The organism is Oceanibaculum pacificum (assembly GCF_001618175.1).
Classification (GTDB): Bacteria; Pseudomonadota; Alphaproteobacteria; order Oceanibaculales; family Oceanibaculaceae; genus Oceanibaculum; species Oceanibaculum pacificum.
The window spans coordinates 1-23,144 of record NZ_LPXN01000127.1 but is presented as its reverse complement, the minus strand read 5'-3'; the positions used below and the strand labels follow the sequence as shown (position 1 = coordinate 23,144).

Here is a 23,144-nt window from a genome sequence, read left to right as displayed (position 1 = left end):
CGCTATCGGAAAAGATGCCCGATCCTGTCCCGGCCGGAACTTCCCGGCATTGATCCATATCAAGGCGCCGCGCAACGGTCCCCCGCATCATCGGCCAGCTTCGACGAGGAGGAGCGGCATGAGCGAGATACGACCCCTGCTGATCGACGATATACCCATTGTCATCCATCGCGTATCGCCGGACCGGCCCTGGGCCTGGCTGGCGGCGGGCTGGCGCGACTTTCGCCAGGCGCAGACGGCGGCGCTTACCTACGGGGCCATTGTCGCCCTCCTCAGCCTGGGGCTGACGCTGGGGCTTTATCAGGCGCAGATGGGCTATCTGCTGCTGCCGCTGGCCGCCGGCTTCATGCTGGTCGGGCCGATTCTGGCGACCGGCCTGTACCAGATCAGCCGGCTGCTCGATCGCGGGCGGATCGACAGCTTTTCGGGCAGCATCGACGCCTGGCGGCAGAACCCGCAGATTCTCGGCATGGGCGTCATCCTGATGCTGCTTCTGCTGGCCTGGGTGCGCATCGCCTTCCTGATCTTCGCCCTGTTCTTCGGCGCCACCCCGCCAAGCTGGGGGCTGCTGGTCACGGGCACGCTGCTGTCGGCCGACGGCATACCGTTTCTGATCGTCGGCTGCCTGGTCGGCGGCGCGCTGGCCTCGCTGGCCTTCGCGATCAGCGTGGTGTCGATCCCGATGCTGCTGGACCGCGACGTCAACGCCGTCACCGCCATCCTCACCAGCCTCGCCGTCGTGCGCGAAAACCTGCTGGTGATGATCGGCTGGGGGGCGCTGATCACCCTGTTCACCGCCGCCGGCATCGCCTTGGGATTCCTGGGACTGATGCTGACCTACCCGCTGCTCGGCTTCGCCAGCTGGCATGCCTATCGCGACCTCGTGACTCTCGAAGATGACTGACAATAAGGAGACGCAACCCATGATTCCCAACGGTGTCTGGCTGCTGGGCAGCGCGACCGGGTTGCTGGCGCTGATCGGCCTGTTCATGGCCGCCGGCGCGCGCGATGGCGCGGTCTATCTGTTCGGCCTGTCGCTGTTCGGCTTTGGCGTGCTGTTCATCTTCGGGCTGCTGAAATACGGCTTCGACGAGGATCAGGGAGGTCTGTCGTGACCATAGCCACGATTGACGCCGTCCCGGCCACCCGCCCTGTCGCCACCTATGACGAAGCGGTGGTGCGGCTGTTTGTCGTCGCCGCCATGTTCTGGGGCATCGTCGCCTTCGCGGCCGGGGTCTATATCGCCTTCCAGCTTGCCTTTCCGGCGCTCAATCTGGGGTTGGAATACACCAGCTTCGGCCGGCTGCGGCCGCTGCACACCTCGGCGGCGATCTTCGCCTTCGGCGGCAACGCGCTACTCGGCACCTCCTTCTATGTGGTGCAGCGCACCTGTCGCGCACCGTTGTTCGGCGGCTGGGCGCTTAGCCGGTTCGTGTTCTGGGGCTACCAGTTCTTTATCGTCATGGCGGCGCTGGGCTATGTGCTTGGCATCAGCCAGGGCCGGGAATATGCCGAGCCGGAATGGTATGTCGATCTCTGGCTGACGCTGGTATGGGTGGCCTATCTGGTGGTGTTCCTGGGAACCGTGCTGACCCGGCGGGAACCGCATATCTATGTGGCGAACTGGTTCTATCTCGCCTTCATCGTCACCATCGCGGTGCTGCATATCGTGAATAATTTGGCGATGCCGGTGTCGCTGGCGGGCGCCAAGAGCTATTCGGCGGCCTCTGGCGTGCAGGATGCGCTGATCCAGTGGTGGTACGGGCATAACGCGGTCGGCTTCTTCCTCACCGCCGGCTTCCTGGGGATGATGTATTACTTCGTTCCCAAGCGCGCCGACCGGCCGGTCTATTCCTACCGGCTGTCGATCATCCATTTCTGGGCGCTGATCTTCCTCTATATCTGGGCCGGGCCGCACCATCTGCACTATACGGCGCTGCCGGACTGGGCGCAGACGCTGGGCATGACCTTCTCGATCATGCTGTGGGTGCCGTCCTGGGGCGGCATGGTGAACGGAATCATGACCCTCTCGGGCGCGTGGGACAAGCTGCGGACCGACCCAGTGCTGCGCTTCCTGGTCACCTCGGTCGCCTTCTACGGCATGTCGACCTTCGAAGGGCCGGTCATGTCGATCAAGGCGGTGAACGCGCTGTCGCACTATACCGACTGGACCATCGGCCATGTGCATTCCGGCGCGCTGGGGTGGGTCGCCTTCATCAGCTTCGGCGCGGTCTACGATCTGGTGCCGAAGCTATGGGGCCGGAAGGAACTCTATTCGCTGCGGCTGGTCGGCTGGCATTACTGGATCGCGACGCTGGGCATCGTGCTCTACATCACCTCCATGTGGGTGTCGGGCATCATGCAGGGGCTGATGTGGCGGGCCTACGACCATCTGGGCTTCCTGCAATACAGCTTCGTCGAGACCGTGGCGGCGATGCATCCCTTCTACGTCATCCGCGGGCTGGGCGGCGTGCTGTTCCTGCTGGGCGCGCTGATCATGGTCTACAACCTCGTGCGCACCGTTCAGGGGCACGAGCGGGCGGAAGCCCCCCTCGCCCGCCCCCGCTCTCCTTCGGGCCGCACCGGCGCCCTCAATCCCGCTGAGTGACGGAGACAATCATGGCCATCCGAGAGCCTATTTTCAGCCATGCGCGTATCGAGAAGAACGGGTTGCTGATGCTCGTTCTGGTGCTGCTGACCATCTCCATCGGCGGCATCGTCGAGATCGTCCCGCTCTTCACCATCGAGACCACCATCGAGCGGGTGCAGGGCGTGCGCCCCTACACCCCGCTGGAGCAGATCGGCCGCAACATCTATGTGCGGGAAGGGTGCTATACCTGCCACAGCCAGCAGATTCGCCCGTTCCGCGACGAGGTGGAGCGCTACGGCCATTACAGCCTGGCGGCCGAGAGCCTGTACGACCATCCGTTCCAGTGGGGCTCCAAGCGCACCGGGCCGGATCTGGCGCGCGTCGGCGGCAAATATTCCAACGAATGGCATGTCGTGCATATGAGCGACCCACGCGCCGTGGTGCCGGAATCGATCATGCCGCCATACGCCTTCCTGGCGGCACGTGCGGTCAGCCAGTCGGATATCGCCGATCACCTGCGGGCCCTGCGCGCGGTGGGCGTGCCCTATAGCGACGAGATGATCGCCAACGCCCAGGCCGACCTGCGCGCCCAGGCCGACCCGGATGCCGACACCGGCGATCTGCAGAAACGCTATCCAAAAGCCATGGTTGCGAATTTCGACGGCAACCCGCAGCGGCTGACCGAGATGGATGCGCTGATCGCCTATATGCAGATGCTGGGCACGCTGGTCGATTTCAGCGCTCACGGCCTCGAAGACCTGAAGCAATAGAGGCAGCCATGGACATCTTCCAGGAGCTCGCCGGCGCGCTGCGCCACTATTGGGGCCTGTGGCTCATGCTGATCTTCCTTGGGATGATCCTGTGGACGGTCCGCCCCGGCGCCGGCAAGCGCTATCGCGACGCCAGCCGCATCCCGCTGAACGACGAAACGCCCCGGCAAGAGTCGAAGGACTGAGCCATGTCGAGCCATATCGAGAAAGACCCTGTAAGCGTAACCGAAACCACCGGCCATGAATGGGACGGCATCCGGGAGCTGGATAACCCCGCCCCGAAATGGCTGATGTATCTGTTCTACGCCACCATCGTCTGGGCGATCGGCTATTGGGTGCTCTATCCGGCCTGGCCAAGCCTGATGGGTGGCGGCTACACCAAGGGCGTGCTGGGCTATTCGCAACGCGCGGACATCGCCGGCCGCCTGACGGCGCATCGGGCCGACCAGGCCGGCCTGCGCGGGGCCATCGCCCAGGCCTCGCTGGAGGAAATCCGCGCCAATCCCGACCTGCTGTCCTTCGCGCTGGCCGGCGGCCGGGTGGCATTCGGCGATAATTGCGCCGCCTGCCATGGCGCGGGCGGCGCCGGAAATCCCGGCTTTCCGGCACTGGTCGACGATGAATGGCTGTGGGGCGGCGGCCTGGCGGAAATCGAGCGCACCATCCTGCACGGCATCCGCAACGCCGATCCTGACTCGCGCTACTCCGAAATGCCGAAATTCGGCGCCGACGGCATACTGAAGCGCGGCGAGATCGCCGACGTGGCCGAGTTCGTGCTGTCGCTATCCAGCCGGGCCACCGACCCGCTCGCCGCGGCACACGGCCAGCCGATATACGAGGCCCAGTGCGCCGCTTGCCATGGCGCGACTGGCGAAGGCATGCGGGAAATGGGCGCGCCCCGATTGAACGACCGCATCTGGCTCTATGGCGGCAGCAAGGAAAAGATCGTGGAATCGATAACCAACGCGCGCTTCGGCGTGATGCCGGCCTGGTCCGGCCGGCTGGACGACGCGACGATCAAGCAGCTGACCGTCTATGTCCATGCGCTGGGCGGCGGCGAGTGACGCTCAGAGCCCCTCGGCCAGCTCCGCCAGCCCGTCCGGATCGAGCAGCGTGACGCCGCTGATGCCTTCCAGCCGGATCAGCCCGTCATTGCGGAACTGGGTGAAGGTGCGGCTGACCGTCTCGATGGTGAGTCCCAGATAATCGGCGATGTCGCTGCGGCTCATCGGCAGGTGCACGGCATGCAGCGCAGCGCCCTTCGGTTGAGCCCCCCGCTTGTCCATCATCACCAGGAAGGAGGCGATTCGCTCGCGCGCGGTCTTGCGGCCCAGCAGCAGAATCTGATCCTGCGCCGCCGCCAGCTCGTTCTTCGCCATCAGGAACAGGCGCTTTTCCAGCGCCGGATAATCCTCCAGCACAGTCTTGAACTTGCTCTTGGCGAAGCGGCAGACGGTGACGGGCGTCACCGTCTCGGCGGAATAGAGATAACGGTCATTCACCGCGATGCCGATGAAATCGCCGGCCGAAAGAAACCCGACAATCTGCCGCCGCCCGTCCGCGAGCAGGCGGTACAGCTTCACCGTGCCGCTGGTGACGTTGAACAGATAGGTTGCCGGCTCGCCCTCGCTGACAAAATCCGTCTTGGCGGCATAGGGCACCGCAGCGGTAATCCGCGACAGCGCCGCCAGCCCCTGCTCGTCAAGCGAGCTGCACAGGCTGATCGACCGCGATTCGCAATGGCTGCAAGGATCGGACACACCGGCGAGCGCAAGCGGCAAGGCGGCGTGTGTGCACTGATGAACGGCTGTCTGGGACATGGCCGTCTCCCATTGAGAGAAGACGCCTTTATAATAGCGCTAAATATAACCGCGCGCTGTGTGGCAAATTGATCCAGCGCAATGTCTTTGGCTGATTTTCCAGAATAAGGTCGAGCATTCGAGCTTATATCGAGGTCGGCAGTGCGTAGCGTCTCGGTCGGACTGTTGCAGCCCCAGGATATCGACCAGGCTTTCCCCCTGATCGCGGCGGAATTGCCCTTTCTGAGTCGCCATCAATGGCGCGACCTGGCCAATAAACTCATCCCTCTCACAGCTGAGAATGACGGCGGAATCCTCATTGCCAGATCCGAAAACGGCTATCTGACTGGGCTTTGCCTGTATTGGCGCGTGCCCCATGGCTGGCCGAGCCAGGCGCTTCTGGCGGAGAATTTTGCCGCAATGGATATGATGGACCCGGCTATTGTCGTCGAAGCGATGACAGCCGCCCTGACACGCATCGCACAGCGTTCGGGATGCGAGACGATCCGCGCCTGGGTTCCATCAAGCAGGGGTGGATTGATGAATTCCCTCCTGGCAAACGGCTTTCGCGCCGAGGGCGCAATGATGAACCTGTCGGTCCAGCCGAGCGGCCTGCCGCCGCTCGGCTAGGGGACTGCCCTCAGGCGAAACCGAGGAACGAGAGAATAGCGATCACCACGACGACGAGGCCGACCAGATAGATGATGGAATGCATGAGAGGGTATCCTTTGTGATTGGCGACGGAACTATGGGTAAATAACCACCGGGGAGCGCCTGTTGTTCCCTTCCCGCCCCGCAACCGGGGATATCGCGCCAACCACGGGGATTCGCTCCCGTTGAATTCAGTCTTCTCAGTATAATATCATTTTTCTTCTGAAAGAAATAATTCTATATAAATAATTACACAACATATATTTCATACACACACGGTGAATATATTCACACCAAATAGCCAAATAGAATTTATTCAATAAAAACTTATTTTCCCTAAATTTGACGAATACGCTTGAATCCGATATGGAATGACTTCAAGCGCCACCCCAATCAAATATCTCTGTATTCCAAATTGATCCGAACAGAATAATGACATGGGGCGCAATCGCCATACCGCGCCACGTGAACTGTGTCGCGGCTAATTAAGAAACCCGAGCTAAAGGAACAATATGAGCCAGCAAGCGGAGGTGCCGCCTGACGGCGCCGTATCCCCCATCGATACCGATTACGAAATCGGCCAGGACAATATACAGCCCAAGCTGGGTGCGCTCGGCTTTGATATTCATAATCCGGTTTTCGTTGTCTCCGCCCTAACCATCGTCGCCTTTGTCGTCGTGACGCTGCTGTTGCCGACCCAGGCGGAGGATTTCTTCAGCTGGCTGCGGCCGACGCTGACCTCGAATTTCGATTGGCTCTTCCTGCTGGCCGGCAATGTTTTTGTGCTGGTCTGCATCGGCATCATGGTGTCGCCCTTGGGCCGGGTGCGCCTCGGCGGTATCGACGCCAAGCCGGATTATTCCTACAGCGCCTGGTTCGCGATGCTTTTCGCCGCTGGCATGGGCATCGGCTTGATGTTCTTCGGCGTGTCCGAGCCGATCTCGCACTATTCCGCCGCCATCGGCGCGGATGCCGGATCGGCCGATAGCTGGGCGCCGCTGATGGGGGCGGCCGGAAACGAGGCCGAGGCGCAGCGCATGGGCATGGCGGCGACCATCTTCCATTGGGCGCTGCATCCATGGGCGATCTATGCCGTGCTGGCCCTGGCGCTGGCGCTGTTCAGCTATAATAAGGGCCTGCCGCTCAGCGTGCGTTCGATCTTCTATCCGGTGTTCGGCGAGCGGGTGTGGGGCTGGACCGGCCATGTGATCGATATTCTGGCCGTCTTCGCCACGCTGTTCGGCCTTGCCACCTCGCTTGGCATTGGCGCCGAGCAGGCGAATGCCGGGCTGGAATATCTGTTCGGCGTACCGGTCACCGACACCTCCAAGGTATTGCTGATCGCCGGCATCACCGGCATTGCCCTGGTCTCCGTGCTGGCGGGTCTGGATGCCGGCGTGAAGCGGCTGTCGGAGGTCAATATGGTGCTGGCGGCGCTGCTTATGCTGTTCATCATCATTGCCGGCCCGACGCTCGCCATCCTCACCGGATTCTTCAAGAATCTCGGCGCTTACGCCGAATATCTGCCGGCCTTGTCGAACCCGTTCGGCCGCGAGGACGATAATTTCCGTCAGGGCTGGACCGCCTTTTACTGGGCCTGGTGGATCTCCTGGTCGCCGTTCGTCGGCATGTTCATCGCCCGGGTGAGCCGCGGCCGCACGGTGCGGGAGTTCCTGATCTGCGTGCTGCTGATCCCCTCGCTCGTCTCGGTGCTGTGGATGACGGCCTTCGGCGGCACGGCCATCGGCCAGATCGTGAATGACGGCTACCAGGCCGTCGCCGACGCCGATCTGGAGCTGAAGCTGTTCGTCATGCTGGAGGCGCTGCCGCTGAGCATGATCACCTCGCTGCTCGGCATCCTGCTGGTGATCGTGTTCTTCGTCACCTCCTCGGATTCAGGCTCGCTGGTGATCGACACCATCACCGCCGGCGGCAAGGTCGACGCGCCGAAACCGCAGCGCGTGTTCTGGGCGCTGTTTGAGGGGCTGGTGGCCATAGCCCTGCTGCTAGGCGGCGGGCTGGCGGCGTTGCAGGCTGCGGCGGTGTCGACCGGCCTGCCTTTCACGCTGGTATTGCTGCTCGGCTGCTACGCCCTGATCAAGGGGCTGCGCAGCGAGCCGCGCGGCTAGCGACTGATTGCGCTTGCGAAATGGGGGCGGACGGCCGCCCCCATTTCGTGCCTAATAGCGGCTGGGGCGTCGAACCGGCGGCGGATCAGCGGCGGTCGAGACTCGCCTGTGCTGGTCTGCCGGAAAGGGCCGTCCGATGCTTCTCCTCCTCGCCTTCCTGATCGGCGTGATCGCCGGCCTCCGCGCCATGATGGCGCCTGCTGTGGTCGCCTGGGCCGTCACCCTTCAGAATTGGAACCTGGGCGAGAGCTGGCTCTCCTTCATGGGTCATGTCTACACCCCCTGGATTTTCACCGCCTTGGCGCTGGCCGAGCTGGTGACCGACCAGCTTCCCTCCACGCCGAGCCGCAAGGTTCCGCCGCAATTCATCGCCCGCATCCTCACCGGCGGGCTATGCGGCGGAACCATCGCCGCCACAGCCGGCATGATGTGGCCCGGTCTTGCACTGGGCGCGCTGGGAGCCGTCGCCGGCACCTATGGCGGCGCCTGGGCGCGCGGCCGTCTCGCCGCCGCCTTCGGTCGCGACCGCCCGGCGGCGCTGATTGAGGACGCGATCGCCATCCTGGGCGCCATCGCGATTGTGAGCCTGCTATGACCGAAACATTCGATGCGATCATCGTCGGCGCCGGCCAGGCCGGTCCTTCCCTCGCCGGACGATTGACCGGGTCCGGCATGAAGGTGGCGCTGGTCGAGCGGCATCTGTTCGGCGGCACCTGCGTGAATACCGGCTGCATGCCGACCAAGGCGCTGGTCGCCAGCGCCTATGCCGCTCATCTGGCCCGGCGGGGGGAGGATTTCGGCGTTATGCTGGACGGCCCGGTGCGTGTCGACATGCAGCGGATTCGCCAGCGCGCGGCCACGGTGTCCGGCACGGCGCGCGGAAATGTCGAGGCATGGCTGCGCGGCATGGACAAGCTCACCGTGATCGAAGGCCATGCCCGGTTCACCGACTCACGCACGCTGCGCATTGGCGAGCGGACGATTACCGCGCCGCGCATCTTCCTGAATGTCGGCGGCCGGGCGCTGGTGCCGGAACTGCCGGGCATCGATAGCGTCAATTATCTGACCAACAGCACGATCCTGGAACTCGATCGCCTGCCCGAGCATCTGGTGGTCATCGGCGGCAGTTACATCGGGCTGGAATTCGCCCAGATGTATCGCCGCTTCGGCGCCCAGGTGACGGTGGTGGAGCGCGGCCCGCGCCTGATCGCCCGCGAGGATGAGGATATCTCCGAGGCGGTGCGCGGCATCCTCGAGGATGAGGGCATCGCCATCCGCACCGGGGCCGACTGCATCCACCTGGCCAGGCACCCCAAGGGCGTAGCCGTCGGCGTCGATTGTGCCGCCGGCGCACCGGAGATTATCGCCTCGGACCTGCTGCTGGCGGTCGGCCGGACGCCCAATACCGACGATCTGGGGCTGGAAGCGGCCGGTATCGCCGTCGACGAGCGCGGCTATATCCAGGTCGACGATTATCTGGCCACCAATGTGACGGGCGTCTGGGCGATGGGCGATTGCAACGGCAAGGGCGCTTTCACCCACACCGCCTATAATGATTTCGAGATCATCGCTGCCAATCTTCTGGAGGGCGGCGACCGGCGCGTCAGCGCTCGCATTCCCGGCTATGCGCTCTATATCGATCCGCCGCTGGGCCGCGTCGGCATGAGCGAGGCGCAGGCCCGCAAGACCGGCCGCAAGCTGCTGGTCGGCACCCGCCCGATGACGCGCGTCGGCCGGGCGGTGGAGAAAAGCGAGACCAAGGGCTTCATGAAGATCGTCGTCGATGCGGAGACACAAAAAATCCTGGGGGCCGCCATCCTGGGCACCAGCGGCGACGAGGCCATCCACGGCATCCTCGACATGATGAATGCCGATGCCCCCTACCCCGCCCTGCAATGGGCCGTGCCGATCCATCCCACTGTTTCCGAGCTGCTGCCGACGGTGCTGGGCGATCTGAAGCCGGCGGCAGGCTAACGCCGATTGGCCGCAATACGGCATCCGAAAACGACTTAACCAGTTCTTAAAGAATTCAGTGAAACGCTACGCGCCATCATAGCGGAGGCGAGCGTGGATACGACCAATATCGAAATACTCAAGCGCATGAAGCCACATATCGAACGGCTTGCGCGCGCGTTCCAGAATACCTGGATCAGGGACTACCTGATTACGCATCAGAAGGATTACTGGCCGCTCCATAGCACGGTAACTGCCGTAACCAACTCCGTAAACGGCTTGCAGAACATGGCGCGATCCATCCTGCGGGAGATCGACCAGTGCATCGAATTCGGCCAAACGAAGCCAGAAGGCTCGGCGCCGGACAAACCGGTCTCTGTCGTCAAGCGGGCGGCGAGTCTGTTCGGCGCCACGAGCAAGCTGGTACAAGAGCGGGGCTGGTTCTGCTTTGCCGGCATTCAGTCCGCGCTGCACGGCTTTGCGCAAATCGTCGCGGAGGCGGATTTTCCCAGCTATTTCCAGCCCTCGGCGGAAGTCTATTCCGTCCTCCCCTATCGCCTGCGCCAGTCCGGCCAGGGGCGCACCGTGACGATCACCTATTACATGCCCAAGGTGCGCCTGAATGGCCGCGCCAAGGCCAAGTATGGCGGCCGGACCCTGAAAGTCCTTTCCTACAATGCCTGGCAAGCGGTGATCGAGGTTCCCGACCAGCTGGACGTCGCGTCAGGCCCGACCGATTTCGTCTTCGAGATACCGACGAGCGATTTCTGGTCCTTCCTCCGCGATGCCTCGCAAGAGCTCTCCTTCAAGGTCGCCGTCGCGGGCGACACGCCGTTCTCCTTCCAACTGGAAATGTTCTGCAAGGGCGTGAAGAACTGGCCGCTGACCGACGCGGATGGCGAGAAAGCCATCTCCATCCATTACCCGGATGGCAGCGTCTATTCCAGCCAGCGCTTCCCCGGCAGCGGCGGCGACCGGCTGAAGCCAACCTGGACGCTCGGCCACGGCGACTCCAGGACGATCGAACTCGTCGAGGGCTGGGATCACATTAAGATTAACGTGGTTTTTTCCGACGGCATCGAAATCAACCGGAGCCAAGCCGTGCTCAGGGCCGCCCACCCGGACCATGCCGGCACGGGCTGGACCGCCAAGGCGAACGGAAAAACCCTGACCCTGGCGGGGCTACCGATCAACTGAAATCGGGAAATGGCGTCCCCAAGGGGATTCGAACCCCTGTCGCCGCCGTGAAAGGGCGGTGTCCTAGGCCTCTAGACGATGGGGACGTCGGAGGCGTCGTGCGCGGTGGAACATACTGGCTCGCGCTGGAAAATCAAGGCAGAAGAGGCGGCAAATCGTCTTTAAAATGCAATGGCGGCATCGTCGATCAGCAACTGCACCTTCTCCGCCCCCTGCCAGCGGTCGATGCGCAGATGGCCGGCGATATGGAGCGGGGCGGAGCGGGCCTGCAACAGGCCCTGGCCGAGCGGCGTCTCCAGCGCGCGAAAGGCGATGGCCTTGAGGCGGCGGCCGTCGGAATCGGCGATCTGGCAGCGTACATGGCTTTCGCCGACCACATCGGCGGCGACAATGCGGGCAGCCGGAAAGACGAAGCGCGGCTCCGGATTGCCGACGCCGAACGGCCCGACGCGGCCCAGCAGCTCCAGCAGATCCAGCGTCGCCCCGCCGGGCCGGAGCGCGCCGTCGATCGACAGGACCGGCACCGCCTGACCGCCATCGGCAAGCCACTGCGCCGCGCGCTCCGCGATAAAGTCGCGAAACGCGGGCAGCTTCTCGCGCTCGACCGTAAAGCCGGCCGCCATCGCATGGCCGCCGCCATTGATCAATAACCCCGCCTGATGCGCGGCGATCACCGCTGGCCCCAGGGCGAAACCGGCGATGGAGCGCCCGGATCCCTTGCCGATGCCCGCCTCGTCCAGCGCGATGACCAGGGCGGGGCGGTGAAACCGTTCCTTCAACCGCCCGGCGACGATGCCGATGACGCCGGGGTGCCACCCCTGCCCCACCGCGACCAGCAATGGCCCGTCGGCATGATGCTCGACCTGGGCCAGCGCCTGGTCCTGGACGGCCAGCTCGATCTGCTTGCGCTCGGTATTGTAGCGATCCAGCTCCTGCGCCAGCGCCGCGGCCTCGGCCGGATCGTCGGTGGAGAGCAGCCGCGTGCCGAGATCGGCGCGACCGACGCGGCCGCCGGCATTCACCCGCGGCCCCATCAGGAAGCCCAGATGATAGGCCGTCGGCGCCTCGTCGAGACGCGCTATATCGGCCAGCGCCGCCATGCCGGCATTGCGGCGCTGCGCCATGACCTTCAGCCCCTGGGCGACCAGGCAGCGGTTAAGCCCGGTCAGCGGCACCACATCGCAGACGGTGCCCAGGGCGACCATGTCGAGCCATTGCAGCAGATCGGGTTCCGGCCGGGCCGCATACCAGCCGGCCTGGCGCAGCGTCCGGTTCACCGCGACGACAAGCAGGAAGGCGACGCCGACGGCGGCCAGCGTGCCATGCGGGCTGCTTTCATCCAGCCGGTTCGGATTCACCACGGCGACGGCGCGCGGCAGCGTCGGCTCGGCCACGTGATGGTCGATCACCAGCATCTCCAACCCTGCCGCCATCGCCGCTTCCAGCGGGGCAAAGGCCGTGATGCCGCAATCGACGGTAATGCAGAGCGACGCCCCTTCACGCTTCAGCGCCAGCAGTGCCGGGGCGTTCGGGCCATAGCCCTCCACCATGCGGTCGGGAATATAGACGCGCGGCTTGCCGCCGACGGCGCCGAGGAAACGGTGCAGCAGCGCCGTGGAGGTGGCGCCGTCGACATCGTAATCGCCGAAAATGGCGATGGTCTCCCCGTCGCGCACGGCGCGGGCGATGCGGGCGGCGGCGGCATCCATGTCTTTCAGATGGCTGGGATCGGGCAAGGCGGCGCGCAGCGTCGGATTCAGAAACCCGTCCGCCGCGTCCAGATCGACGCCGCGCGAGGCCAGCACGCGGCACAGCACGTCCGGCAGGCCGAGGCGCTGGGCCAGCGCCAGACCGGCCCGATCCGTCTCTCCGTCCGCTACGCCCTGGCCTCTGCTGATCCAGCGTCGACCGGTGAGCGACCGGTCGACATTGAGAAAAGCGGCGGGGTCACCGGACATGGCGTCAATCGGCGGTGTCGAAGCCGCTCTTGCGGGTAAAATCGTGCTTCGCCTCGATGAAACGCACCGTGCCGGTCTTCGAGCGCATGACCATCGAATGGGTCGAACCGGCGTCGCGCGTGCGGCGCACGCCGCGCAGCATCGAGCCGTCGGTGACGCCGGTGGCGGCGAACATCACATCGCCGCTTGCGAGGTCCAGCATCGAATATTTGCGATTCAGGTCGGTGATTCCGATGCGGGTGGCGCGGCCCTTCTCATCCTCGTTGCGGAAGATAAGCCGGCCCTGCATCTGGCCGCCGATGCAGCGCAGCGCCGCCGCCGCCAGCACGCCTTCCGGCGCGCCGCCCTGGCCGATATAGATATCGATGCCGCTGTCGCGCTGCGAGGTGGCGATCACGCCCGACACGTCGCCATCGCCGATCAGCACGATGCGCGCGCCGGCCTCGCGAACCTTGGTGATGATGTCCTGATGCCGCGGCCGGTCCAGCACGCAGGCGACCAGGTCGGAGACATCGACATTTTTCGCCTTGGCGAGATTCTTCAAATTCTGCTCGACGCTGTTATCCAGGTCGACCACGCCTTCCGGCAGCCCGCCGCCGACGGCGATCTTGTCCATATAGACGTCCGGAGCGTGCAGGAAGCCGCCGGCCTCCGCCATGGCGATCACGGCCAGCGCGTTGGGGCCGCCCTTGGCGGTGATCGTGGTGCCTTCGAGCGGATCGAGCGCGATGTCGATCTTCGGGCCGCCCTGGCCGACCTTCTCGCCGATATAGAGCATCGGCGCCTCGTCGCGCTCGCCCTCGCCGATGACGACGGTGCCGTCGATATTCAGGCTGTTCAGCGCCCGGCGCATGGCGTCGACCGCCGCCTGGTCCGCCGCCTTCTCGTCGCCGCGCCCCATCAGCCGGGACGCCGCCAGGGCCGCCGCTTCGGTCACACGCACCACCTCAAGCGCGAGGTTGCGGTCCATGGGTCCACCCTCATTCATATTTTTCAAGCTCCTGGACTTGTTTCTTAAAGCCAATAACGATTCAAAGCGCTTCGATGCGGATAAGCCGCGGCGATTCCTGCACGGCCGGCAGCGCGGCGATGCGCGCAATCGCCCGCATCATACCCGCTTCTTCGGTCTCGTGCGTGGTGATCACCACCGGCACCGGTTCCGACGCATCGCGCGCCTGTTGCAGCACCGATTCCATCGACACCTCATTGTCGCGGAAGGCGGCGGCGACATCGGCGATGACGCCCGGCTGGTCATGCACCATCAGGCGGATGTAATAGGCGCCGCGATGCCGGCCCATCGGCGCGGTTTCACCCGGCGCCAGGCGCTCGGCGGGAATGCCCAGCACAGGCGCATGATGGCCGCGCGCGATGTCCATCAAATCCGCCACAACGGCCGAGGCGGTCGGTCCCGCGCCCGCGCCGCGCCCGGTCAGCAGCACATTGCCGACGGAATCGCCCTCGGCGAAGACCGCGTTGAACACGCCCTCGACATGGGCAATGGGGGCATCCAGCGGAATCATGCAGGGATGCACGCGCTGCTCAATCCCGTGATCGGTCCGCCCGGCGATGCCGAGCAGCTTGATGCGATAGCCCAACTGCTCGGCGAATTGCAGGTCGAGCGCCGAGATATGGCGGATGCCCTCGACGTGAATGCCCTGAAAGTCCAGCTCGCGACCGAAGGCGACGCTGGTGAGGATCGCCAGCTTGTGCGCGGCGTCGATGCCGTCCACATCGAAGCTGGGATCGGCCTCGGCATAGCCCATCTTCTGCGCGTCGGCGAGCACATCGGCGAATTCGCGACCGCTCTCGCGCATCGTCGACAGGATATAATTGCAGGTGCCGTTCAAAATGCCATAGACGCGGCGCACATCGTTGGCCGCCAGACCTTCGCGCAGCGCCTTGATAACCGGGATGCCCCCGGCAACCGCCGCTTCGTAGGCCAGGATCACCCCCGCCTGCTCCGCCGCCTTCGCCAAAGCCGTTCCATGCAGCGCCAGCAGCGCCTTGTTGGCGGTAACCACCGGCTTGCCGGCCTTTATCGCCTGCTCGATCAGCTCCTTCGCCACGCCGTCCGACCCGCCGATCAGCTCCAGCACCACATCGACCTCCGGGTCGGCGGCCAGGGCGCGCGCATCCTCGTGCCAGCGCACAGCGGAAAGATCGACACCGCGATCCTTGCCCCGGCTGCGGGCGGAAATGGCGGTCACCTGGATGCGACGGCCGCAGCGCGCCGCCAGCAGGTCGCCTTGCTGCTCCAGCAGCTTGGCGACGCCGCCCCCCACCGTACCAAGGCCGGCAATGCCGATACGCAACGGGGCCGCGGCGGATGAGTATGCGGATGAGTATAAGGTGTTGCTATTGCTCATGAAGCCGTGTCAGGACCAATCGAGGAAAAAGGCCGGCGGGCAGGCCGGCAGCCGCGCCTTTTTAGCCGCCGCCGACGCAGAAGTCGACAGCGCAGGTAGCGTTGCCTGTCCCGTCCGTTCAGTAATCGAAGAAAATCTCGACCCGGCGCTGGGCGGCCTCCGGATCGATGTTGGCCTGGCGATAAACCGGCTGATTGTCGCCGACGCCGCGCACCAGCATGGCGGTCGACGGCACGCCGGCATTCTGCAGCTCCTGCGCCACCGCCTCGGCCCGCTTGGCGGAGACTTCCAGATTGGCCAGCGCGTGCTCCACCGGCCGGACATCGGCGCTGCGGTCGCTGCTGGCATGGCCGACAATGCGCAGCGTGCCGCCGGTCTCCCGGTAGCGCAGCGCAATTGCCCGCAGGATTCGCCGATCCTCCGCCGACAGGCTGGCCGAATTATGCGCGAAGAAGATGGCCCCGGCCTGGCTCGACACGGCCCCGGTGCTGCCCGGGAGCGACGCCGAAGGCGCTTGCGCCGGCATCGGGCTGGCGGCGGGCGGCGGCGCGGACCGGGCAAATTGCTCGCGATAAATCTGCTCCACCGTCTGGGCCTGGCTTTGCAGCGAAATCGGCGCCGGGGATGGCGATGGCGCGGGGCGGCTCTCCGCGACCGGCTCCGGCGCGCGCGGGGCAGCCACGGCGGCTGGCGCCGGCATTGCAGGCATTGCGGAGGCAGGCGCAGAAGGCTGTGCCGGAGGCGGTGGCGGCGCGGGAGCCTGGATTTCGGCGCGGGGCGCGGCCGGCCTGGGTTCTGGCGCCGGGAGGGCTGCGGGCGGCTCGTTCTGCTCGGCGCTCGACCGGCCCGGCACGGCCGATTCGCGACTGGTGGTGGCCACCTGGCCGCTGGACCGCTCGCTGGTGAAGGGCTCCTGCGGGCGAACGGCCGGAGCGGACGGCGCGGGCGGCTGCGGCACGTCGCGGGCCAGGGGGGGATCGGCGGGCGGCGAATTCGCCGACATGCCGACGGGGGCTGCAACGGAAGGTGTTTCCGCCGGGGCCGCCATCGGCGCGGGGCTGGGTGTCGGCGGCGCGGCCAGCGGCGGCACCGCCGGGGGTGTCGCGCCAGCGGGAGCGGCCGCGCGGCTCGGGCGCGGCGCGGAAGGCTCGGCGACGCCCGGCTGCACGGCATTGGCCGGTTGCTCGTCGGTGTAGCGGGCGCGTTCCCGATCGGCCAGCAGGCCCTGGCGCAACTGCCGGCGCTGTTCGGCGGTGGTAATATCGGTCGGCCGCTCGGGCACGCTCGCCAGGTTCGGATAGGGTGCATCGTCCGATGGCCGGCGCTCGACCTGCGGCCTGTCGTCGAACCAGCTGACCGGGTTCGCCGCATCCGGCAGCGAAGAGCAGCCGGCCAGCAATACAGCCGCCATTCCGGTCGAGGCGAGGCCAGCCGCAAGGCGCGCCTTGCGGCCTCTCGGGCCGCCGCCTTTCCGGATGTTTTCCTGCCGCATCGCCTTTCCTCCCGGTTTCATGCCATTATGTAAGGGGATAAATTCTCCTGATGCATCTGGCAAGTTGCGCGAACCCGCCGGTGCATCAGCCGCTTTTAGAACGGTAACGAAGAATCGGGGCCCAAAAATGACCGATCAGCAAGCGCCGAACGCAAAACTTCCCGACCCCGTCGAAATGTCGAAGACCATGGCGGCGATCGCGGAGAAAAGCCAGAAGATCGTCGGCGAATTCCTGGCGCGTCAATCGCACCAGGATGGTAAGCCGCAACCGGCCGACCCGTTGAATATCGGCCATGCCTTCCTGGAAATGACCGCCCGGATGATGAGCGATCCGACGCGCCTGATGCAGGCGCAGATGGCGCTGTGGACCGACTATCTGAACCTTTGGCAGAACGCCACCCAGCGTTTCCTGGGCGGCGAGCAGAACGGGCCGGCGATCGAGCCCGACCGGGGCGACCGCCGCTTCAAGGACGAAGCCTGGCAGGAAAGTTATGTCTTCGACTTCATCAAGCAATCCTACCTGCTGACCGCCCGCTGGATGCAGTCCACCGTCAATGACGTCGAGGGGCTGGACCGGCAGACCGCGCAGAAGGTTGATTTCTATACCCGCCAGTTCGTCGATGCGATGGCGCCCTCCAACTTCGTCATGACCAATCCGGAGGTGCTGCGCGCCACGCTGGAGAGCGGCGGCGAGAATCTGGTCAAGGGCCTGGAGAATCTGCTGGAGGATCTGGAGCGCGGCAAGGGCAAGCTGTCGATCCGAATGACCGACATGGAGGCCTTCAAGATCGGCGAAAACATCGCCACCACGCCCGGCAAGGTAGTGTTTCAGAACGAGCTGATGCAGCTGATCCAGTACAGCCCGACGACCGAGGAAGTGTATCGCCGGCCGCTGCTGATCGTGCCGCCCTGGATCAACAAATTCTACATCCTCGATCTGCGCGAAAAGAATTCCTTCATCAAATGGGCCGTGGCGCAGGGGCTGACCGTGTTCGTCGTCTCCTGGGTGAACCCGGACGAGACGCTGGAGCAGAAGACCTTCGAGGATTACATGGTCGGCGGACCGCTGGCGGCGCTGGACGCGATCCAGAAGGCCACCGGCGAGAAGGAGATCAACGTCATCGGCTATTGCATCGGCGGCACGCTGATGGCGGCCACGCTGGCCTATATGACGGCCAAGAAGGACAAGCGGGTCCATTCCATCACCTACTTCACCACCATGGTGGATTTCGCCGAGGCGGGGGAATTGTCGGTCTTCATCGACGAGGAGCAGCTACAGGCGCTGGAAGCGCAGATGAACGAGAAGGGCTATCTGGAAGGCTCCGCCATGGCGACCACCTTCAATATGCTGCGGGCGAACGATCTGATCTGGTCCTTCGTTGTGAACAACTACCTGCTGGGCAAGGACCCCTTCCCGTTCGACCTGCTGTACTGGAACGCCGATTCGACCCGCATGCCGGCCCGCATGCACAGCTATTACCTGCGCAAATGCTATCAGGAGAACAAGCTGGTCGAGCCTGGCGGCATCACGCTGAAGGGCGTGCCGATCGACCTCACCACGATCAAGACCCCGGCCTTCATCCTGTCGACCAAGGAGGACCATATCGCCCCCTGGAAATCGACCTACGCAGCGACGCAGCTCTATAGCGGGCCGGTGACGTTCGTGCTGTCCGGCTCCGGCCATATCGCCGGGGTGATCAACCCGCCGGCGGCCGAGAAATACGGCTACTGGACCAGCGCCAAGAAGGCCAAGACCGCCGATAAATGGCTGGAAGGCGCGGAGCAGCACAAAGGCTCCTGGTGGCCGCATTGGGGCGCTTGGATCGCCCGTCAGGGCGGCGGCGAGGTCGCGGCCCGCGCGCCCGGCGACGGCAAGCTGAAAATCATCGAGGACGCGCCCGGAAGCTATGTGAAGGTCACGCTAAAGGCGTAACGCCTATTTGGGCGGCGGGCCGAACCCTGGCGGCGGACGCATGCCGGGCGCCCCGCCTGGGGGACCGCCGGCGCCGTCTTTGGTCTGCGCGCGGCACATCGCCTCGGCGCGGCCCTTGAACTGCTCCGCCTGTTCCGGCTTGACCATCCCGTCCTTCACCATCTGATCGATCTGGCCGGCCCGTTCGGCGAAGCAGCGGGCGAAGGGATCGTCCGCGTTCGCCGCGGCGACGGCGGCGGCAGAGGGGCCGAAGATCATATCGCGATATAGAAAGCCCAGCAGCCCGAAGGCGCCGATGAAGACGCAGCCGGCCAGCGCGCGCGCCGCCGGCCGGTCGAGAAAGCTGCGATGCGCCGCCATGGGGCTAGACGGTCTCGATATCGCCGTCGATCGTCACCTTCAGATCGACGCCGTTAAGGGTCAGCAGCACGGTCGCCTGCAACGGCCTGGCCGGCAGCTTCCCGGCGGCATCCGCATCGCGGATCGCCTGTTCGATCTCGCGCTGCGCGGTCACGCCGACCTTCTTCAGGAACTTGCGGACGCTCATATTCAACACATCTTCATTCATCGACGTATCCTCTTGTTTTTTTTATCTTTAAACCGTCTCGGCCATCGGCAGGTTGACAAGCAGATTCTGCGGCTTCACCCGCAGCAGATTGGCCTCATCCATGGCGAGGCCGAGATAGACCGGTTTGCCGGCCACTTGCGGCAGCATGACATTGGCGTCGCGGAATTCCAGCCGGAACAGCGACAGCACGGAGCGCAGCCGGTCCTCGCTGACCTCCTGCCCCTCATAGAGATCGTTCAGGATGGCGGTCGACACGCTGTCCAGCCCGACATGCCAGGCCCAGCGCTCGTCACGGATCGACTGCACCGGCGAGATGGCCACGTCGACGCCCAGGAAATGCCGAATCCACAGCTCCAGCACCCGGCTGAAAGCATCCAGTCCCGGCCGCGCGAAGCTGAGATCCAGCACCATGTCGAACCGGTCGGATCGCTCCCAATAGGCCGGGGCCGAGCCTTCATCCATCACATCGAGGTCGATCTGGCGCAACTGGGTCTGCGCCTCGACGATCAGCCGGCCGAGATCGCCGAAGCCACCGGTGGAGGCGTACATATCCACCACCTCCTCGTCGGCGACCATGATGTTGCCCTCCTGGATCGTCACCTTCTGGCTGCGGAACAGCAACTCGCCGGCCCGCAGGCGGAAGGTGTCTTCCGCCCCTTCCAGCAGGCTGCGCAAGATCACATGCACCATCTGGTCCAGGAACACGGGGGCCAGCAGCAGGGTCGGCGTTTCCTTGCTCTGCTTGAACAACGCGGCATAGGCCGCCTCGATGGTGCCGTGGGCCAGCAGGTGATCGCGAAACCCCAAAACGATCTCGTAATTCTCCCGCGCGTCGGCATCCTCGAAGCGCAGCAGATGGGCCGGCGTCACCGCCATGCGCGGCGTCTGCATCAGCGCGGCATGCAGCGCGCGCTCGGAATCGCAGGATTCCTCCACCGGCGCGATTTCCGGCCGCAGGAAATAGGCGCGCAGGTAATCATCGGTCACACCGAGCTGGTTGTCGACCGTCCGTTCGAGCAAATGATAGCCGGAGGACGCCCAAAAATCAGTCATTTACAATTCTTTCTTCTTATCGATTCTTATCGTCCGGCACGATATCCCAGATACGCGCATGCTGTTCCTCGCGCGGGGGTTCGAAGGCGCGGAAGCGTTCATGAATACCATCCGCCTCCATATCGCGCTCGACGCCCAGCAGCATGTTCACCCGGTGCTCTTCCGCCAGCCCAGCGGCGAATTCAGCCTCCGCCCGCGCCACCGGCAGCGCCGCCGCGATATCCGGCGCACCGTAGCGCTCAACGAAATGCGCTGCCAGCGCATTGACCACGCCCTCGAATTCCGCCGGTGCGATATCGGCCACGCTCACAAAGGTCGACCAGCCGAAACTGCCGATTCCCAGGAAGGCGCTGCGGAAGGCGACCCGACGCTTGCCGATCAGATCGCCCGGTCCGGCATCGGCGAAGGCGAAACTACCGCTGACCGCCCATTCGCCCGGCTCCGCCGCCCGGTCGAACACCTGCAAATCGGTCTGGTCGAGCCGTATGGTGCGGGGAAAACGCATGCGTCAGGCTCCCCCTATCCGCGCCAAGCAACGCCATTCGATGGACTTGATCATCACAGCGACCAACTCGGCCCGGCCAGCACGGTGGCAAGCGGCAGGGCCTGCACCGTTTCGGTTTTCAGCAGCATGCCGCCTTGGTCGTCCAGGCCGATGAAGGTGCCGGCATGGACGCTATCGCGCAGTGTCACGGCCGTGCTGCGGCTATAATCGGTGCCGCGCTCCAGCCAATGTTCCAGGCAGGGGCGCGGCCCCTCCTCCTCGAAGCGGTTCACCCAAAGCAGGAAATGCCGGCTGAAGGCTTCAAGGATATCCGGCACGGTCAGCTCGCCACAGCCTTCCTCATGCAGCGCGGTGCGGGTCGGGTCCATGCCCGGCTCCTCGCCGCCGATAAGCCGGCGCTGCACCAAAATCGTCAGCCCCAGCACCAGCCAGTCCGGCACGGCGTCCGGGGCGCAGCCCGCGGGCGCGGCCAGGCGCAGCCCGCCGACCAAGCCGCCATTCGCCTCCAGCCGGTCGGGCCAGCCGAAAGTGACCGCCATCTGCGGCGGCACCAGCGCGCCCAGCGCGTCGCCAATGCCGATCATCCCGACATGCAGGATCGGCAGCGCCTGCTCCAGCGCCTGCTCCGGCTGCAGCACGATGGCGGCCTCAAGGCGATCTTCCCGGTCGACCCAGAAGAAAGTCGCGGGATCGGCCCCGGCCTTAGCCGCCGTCACCGCCGCCTCAAGCGCATCCGCCGCCGCCGGCAGGCGCGCCGAGGCATAGACCGGTGGAAACAGCGGTTTGGCGGAAACCTCCAGGATCAGCTTGGTGTGATCGTCCATCGCTGCGCCAGATATCCTATTCGACGGTGATCTTCGGCGCGGCCTTGCGCGCGCCGGCCCCGCCGACCTTCGCCCAGACGGCCTCGGCTATCGCCTTGTAGGCCAGCGCGTGCGGGCTGTTCGGGGCCGAGACGACCAGCGGCTTGCCGCTGTCGGAGGTCTCGCGGATCTGGATATCCAGCGGAATCTCGCCCAGGAAGTCCGTCCCCAGCCGCTCCGCCTCCTTGCGCGCGCCGCCATGCGAGAAGATATCGCTGCGGCCCTGGCAATGCGGGCAGACGAAATAACTCATATTCTCGATGATGCCGAGCACCGGCACATCGACCTTGCGGAACATGTTCAGCCCCTTGCGGGCGTCCAGCAGGGCGATGTCCTGGGGCGTCGAGACGATCACCGCACCGGCCAGCGGCACCCGCTGCGCCATGGTCAGCTGGGCGTCGCCGGTGCCCGGCGGCATATCGACCACCAGCACGTCAAGATCGCCCCAATTCACGTCGCGCAGCATCTGCTCCAGGGCGCTCATCACCATCGGGCCGCGCCAGATCATCGGCGTGTCCTCGGCCACCATGAAGCCCATGGACATGCATTTGACGCCGTAATTCTCCATCGGCGTCAGCGTCTTGCCGTCGGGCGAGCCGGGCTTGCCGGAAATGCCCATCATGCGCGGCAGCGACGGGCCGTAGATATCGGCATCCAGCAGCCCGACCTTGCGGCCAATGGCGGCGAGCGCCAGCGCCAGATTGACCGAGGTGGTGGACTTGCCCACCCCGCCCTTGCCGGAGGCGACGGCGACGATGGCCCGCACGCCCGGCACCAGCGGTATGTTCGCCGTGGGCGCGGCGCCCGGCGCCGCATGGGAATGGCCGGCATGGCTGTGTCCGCCGGTACGGCTGCCGGCCGTGGGCGCGCCGCCCAGCGGGCGCGGCGCGGGCTTGGGCGCAGCCGGGCCAGGACCGGCCTTGGCGCTGTGCGCCGTCAGCGCGGCGCTGACGGCCTGGACGCCGGCAATGCCCTCGACCGCCTTCTGCGCTTCCTGGCGCAGCCCCTCAAGCTTCGGGCCGCGCGCTGGATCGACCTCGATGGCGAAGCTGACGCGCCCATCCTGGACGGAAACCCCGGTCACCATGCCGAGCGAGACGATGTCGCCGCCCCGGTCCGGGTCCTGCACGCGCCTCAGCGCGTCTAGGATCTGCTGCTCCGTCACCTGTGCCATGCTTCGATTCTTCCCCGTATCCTGCGGATTGTTTCGCTAGAGATATCACGAGCGATAGCGGGTTCGGCAAGGGCGGCTGTTCGAGAGGGGCCGCATTGTCCTTCGAGACGCCTGCTGACGCAGGCTCCTCAGGACGAGGTCAT

General features: G+C 65.2%; 23 protein-coding genes and 1 tRNA gene. 12 read left to right on the top strand and 12 right to left on the bottom strand.

Features of this window, described 5'->3' with window-relative positions; all coding sequences use genetic code 11:
* Window positions 1–118 precede the first annotated feature (118 nt).
* Genes AUP43_RS13155 through ccoP form a run of 6 tightly spaced genes read left to right on the top strand, consistent with a single transcriptional unit; the run spans window position 119 to window position 4,424 of the window.
* Window positions 119–904, top strand: a complete 786-nt coding sequence (locus tag AUP43_RS13155; RefSeq protein WP_157089350.1) for a DUF2189 domain-containing protein — start codon at window positions 119–121, stop codon at window positions 902–904.
* A 19-nt stretch (window positions 905–923) separates the two neighbouring features.
* A complete protein-coding gene (locus AUP43_RS13150) occupies window positions 924–1,115 on the top strand; it encodes a hypothetical protein (RefSeq protein WP_067557881.1) in 192 nt (63 codons plus the stop codon).
* Window positions 1,112–2,608 (top strand): cytochrome-c oxidase, cbb3-type subunit I, encoded by a 1,497-nt coding sequence (gene ccoN, locus AUP43_RS13145; RefSeq protein WP_067557878.1) that lies wholly within the window; start codon window positions 1,112–1,114, stop codon window positions 2,606–2,608. Before AUP43_RS13150 ends, ccoN begins: the two co-directional genes overlap by 4 nt.
* Before the next feature lie 11 nt (window positions 2,609–2,619).
* Window positions 2,620–3,360, top strand: coding sequence for a cytochrome-c oxidase, cbb3-type subunit II (gene ccoO / locus AUP43_RS13140; protein WP_067557875.1), 741 nt, complete (start codon window positions 2,620–2,622; stop codon window positions 3,358–3,360).
* Window positions 3,361–3,368: 8 nt separating this feature from the next.
* Complete coding sequence (locus AUP43_RS13135; RefSeq protein ID WP_067557871.1) at window positions 3,369–3,545, top strand: cbb3-type cytochrome oxidase subunit 3; 177 nt, start codon at window positions 3,369–3,371, stop codon at window positions 3,543–3,545.
* Window positions 3,546–3,548: 3 nt separating this feature from the next.
* Complete coding sequence (gene ccoP, locus AUP43_RS13130) at window positions 3,549–4,424, top strand: cytochrome-c oxidase, cbb3-type subunit III (protein ID WP_067557868.1); 876 nt, start codon at window positions 3,549–3,551, stop codon at window positions 4,422–4,424.
* A gap of 3 nt (window positions 4,425–4,427) precedes the next feature.
* On the opposite strand, the gene AUP43_RS13125 is transcribed toward ccoP, so the two are convergent.
* On the bottom strand, window positions 4,428–5,180 hold the full coding sequence (locus tag AUP43_RS13125) for a helix-turn-helix domain-containing protein (protein ID WP_084462795.1): 753 nt from the start codon (window positions 5,178–5,180) through the stop codon (window positions 4,428–4,430).
* A gap of 141 nt (window positions 5,181–5,321) precedes the next feature.
* Here AUP43_RS13125 and AUP43_RS13120 point away from each other — a divergent pair, with 141 nt between their 5' ends.
* The 5 genes from AUP43_RS13120 (at window position 5,322) to AUP43_RS13100 (ending at window position 11,089) form a co-directional block, all read left to right on the top strand.
* Window positions 5,322–5,789 carry a hypothetical protein gene (locus AUP43_RS13120; RefSeq protein WP_067557866.1) on the top strand — a complete coding sequence of 156 codons (468 nt, stop codon included), beginning with the start codon at window positions 5,322–5,324 and terminating at the stop codon, window positions 5,787–5,789.
* A gap of 533 nt (window positions 5,790–6,322) precedes the next feature.
* Window positions 6,323–7,939, top strand: a complete 1,617-nt coding sequence (locus tag AUP43_RS13115; protein ID WP_067557863.1) for a BCCT family transporter — start codon at window positions 6,323–6,325, stop codon at window positions 7,937–7,939.
* Between the two features lie 136 nt (window positions 7,940–8,075).
* On the top strand, window positions 8,076–8,534 hold the full coding sequence (locus AUP43_RS13110; RefSeq protein WP_067557860.1) for a hypothetical protein: 459 nt from the start codon (window positions 8,076–8,078) through the stop codon (window positions 8,532–8,534).
* Complete coding sequence (locus tag AUP43_RS13105) at window positions 8,531–9,913, top strand: FAD-containing oxidoreductase (RefSeq protein WP_067557857.1); 1,383 nt, start codon at window positions 8,531–8,533, stop codon at window positions 9,911–9,913. Before AUP43_RS13110 ends, AUP43_RS13105 begins: the two co-directional genes overlap by 4 nt.
* 93 nt (window positions 9,914–10,006) lie before the next feature.
* Entirely contained in the window at window positions 10,007–11,089 is a 1,083-nt protein-coding gene (locus AUP43_RS13100) for a hypothetical protein (protein ID WP_067557854.1), read from the top strand.
* 10 nt (window positions 11,090–11,099) lie between these two features.
* Here AUP43_RS13100 and AUP43_RS13095 read toward each other — a convergent pair.
* The 5 genes from AUP43_RS13095 to AUP43_RS13075 all read right to left on the bottom strand — a co-directional run bounded on the left by AUP43_RS13095 (window position 11,100) and on the right by AUP43_RS13075 (window position 16,905).
* Window positions 11,100–11,175 (bottom strand) — tRNA-Glu (locus AUP43_RS13095).
* Between the two features lie 75 nt (window positions 11,176–11,250).
* Window positions 11,251–13,047, bottom strand: coding sequence for a single-stranded-DNA-specific exonuclease RecJ (recJ, locus tag AUP43_RS13090; RefSeq protein WP_067557851.1), 1,797 nt, complete (start codon window positions 13,045–13,047; stop codon window positions 11,251–11,253).
* Window positions 13,048–13,051: 4 nt separating this feature from the next.
* Entirely contained in the window at window positions 13,052–14,017 is a 966-nt protein-coding gene (glpX, locus tag AUP43_RS13085; protein WP_067557848.1) for a class II fructose-bisphosphatase, read from the bottom strand.
* Window positions 14,018–14,078: 61 nt separating this feature from the next.
* Window positions 14,079–15,413, bottom strand: coding sequence for a homoserine dehydrogenase (locus AUP43_RS13080; RefSeq protein WP_067557844.1), 1,335 nt, complete (start codon window positions 15,411–15,413; stop codon window positions 14,079–14,081).
* A 118-nt stretch (window positions 15,414–15,531) separates the two neighbouring features.
* Entirely contained in the window at window positions 15,532–16,905 is a 1,374-nt protein-coding gene (locus tag AUP43_RS13075) for an OmpA family protein (RefSeq protein ID WP_067557841.1), read from the bottom strand.
* A 127-nt stretch (window positions 16,906–17,032) separates the two neighbouring features.
* Here AUP43_RS13075 and AUP43_RS13070 point away from each other — a divergent pair, with 127 nt between their 5' ends.
* A complete protein-coding gene (locus AUP43_RS13070; RefSeq protein WP_067557837.1) occupies window positions 17,033–18,838 on the top strand; it encodes a PHA/PHB synthase family protein in 1,806 nt (601 codons plus the stop codon).
* Between the two features lie 3 nt (window positions 18,839–18,841).
* Here the strand turns inward: AUP43_RS13070 and AUP43_RS13065 are convergent, their stop codons facing one another.
* From AUP43_RS13065 to apbC, 6 genes are read right to left on the bottom strand one after another with little or no spacing between them, the layout of a single operon-like run.
* Window positions 18,842–19,198 (bottom strand): hypothetical protein, encoded by a 357-nt coding sequence (locus AUP43_RS13065; protein WP_067557834.1) that lies wholly within the window; start codon window positions 19,196–19,198, stop codon window positions 18,842–18,844.
* 4 nt (window positions 19,199–19,202) lie between these two features.
* The gene (locus AUP43_RS13060) at window positions 19,203–19,406 is read right to left on the bottom strand and encodes a DUF6494 family protein (RefSeq protein WP_067557831.1); all 204 of its coding nucleotides are present in this window, start codon (window positions 19,404–19,406) and stop codon (window positions 19,203–19,205) included.
* 27 nt (window positions 19,407–19,433) lie between these two features.
* On the bottom strand, window positions 19,434–20,459 hold the full coding sequence (locus AUP43_RS13055) for a DUF6352 family protein (protein WP_067557828.1): 1,026 nt from the start codon (window positions 20,457–20,459) through the stop codon (window positions 19,434–19,436).
* Window positions 20,460–20,475: 16 nt separating this feature from the next.
* Window positions 20,476–20,964, bottom strand: a complete 489-nt coding sequence (locus tag AUP43_RS13050; RefSeq protein ID WP_067557825.1) for a DUF6505 family protein — start codon at window positions 20,962–20,964, stop codon at window positions 20,476–20,478.
* Between the two features lie 53 nt (window positions 20,965–21,017).
* Window positions 21,018–21,788: a biotin/lipoate--protein ligase family protein gene (locus AUP43_RS13045; RefSeq protein ID WP_067557822.1), complete on the bottom strand. Its 771-nt coding sequence runs from the start codon at window positions 21,786–21,788 to the stop codon at window positions 21,018–21,020.
* 16 nt (window positions 21,789–21,804) lie between these two features.
* On the bottom strand, window positions 21,805–23,001 hold the full coding sequence (gene apbC, locus AUP43_RS13040; protein WP_067557818.1) for an iron-sulfur cluster carrier protein ApbC: 1,197 nt from the start codon (window positions 22,999–23,001) through the stop codon (window positions 21,805–21,807).
* Window positions 23,002–23,144 lie beyond the last annotated feature (143 nt).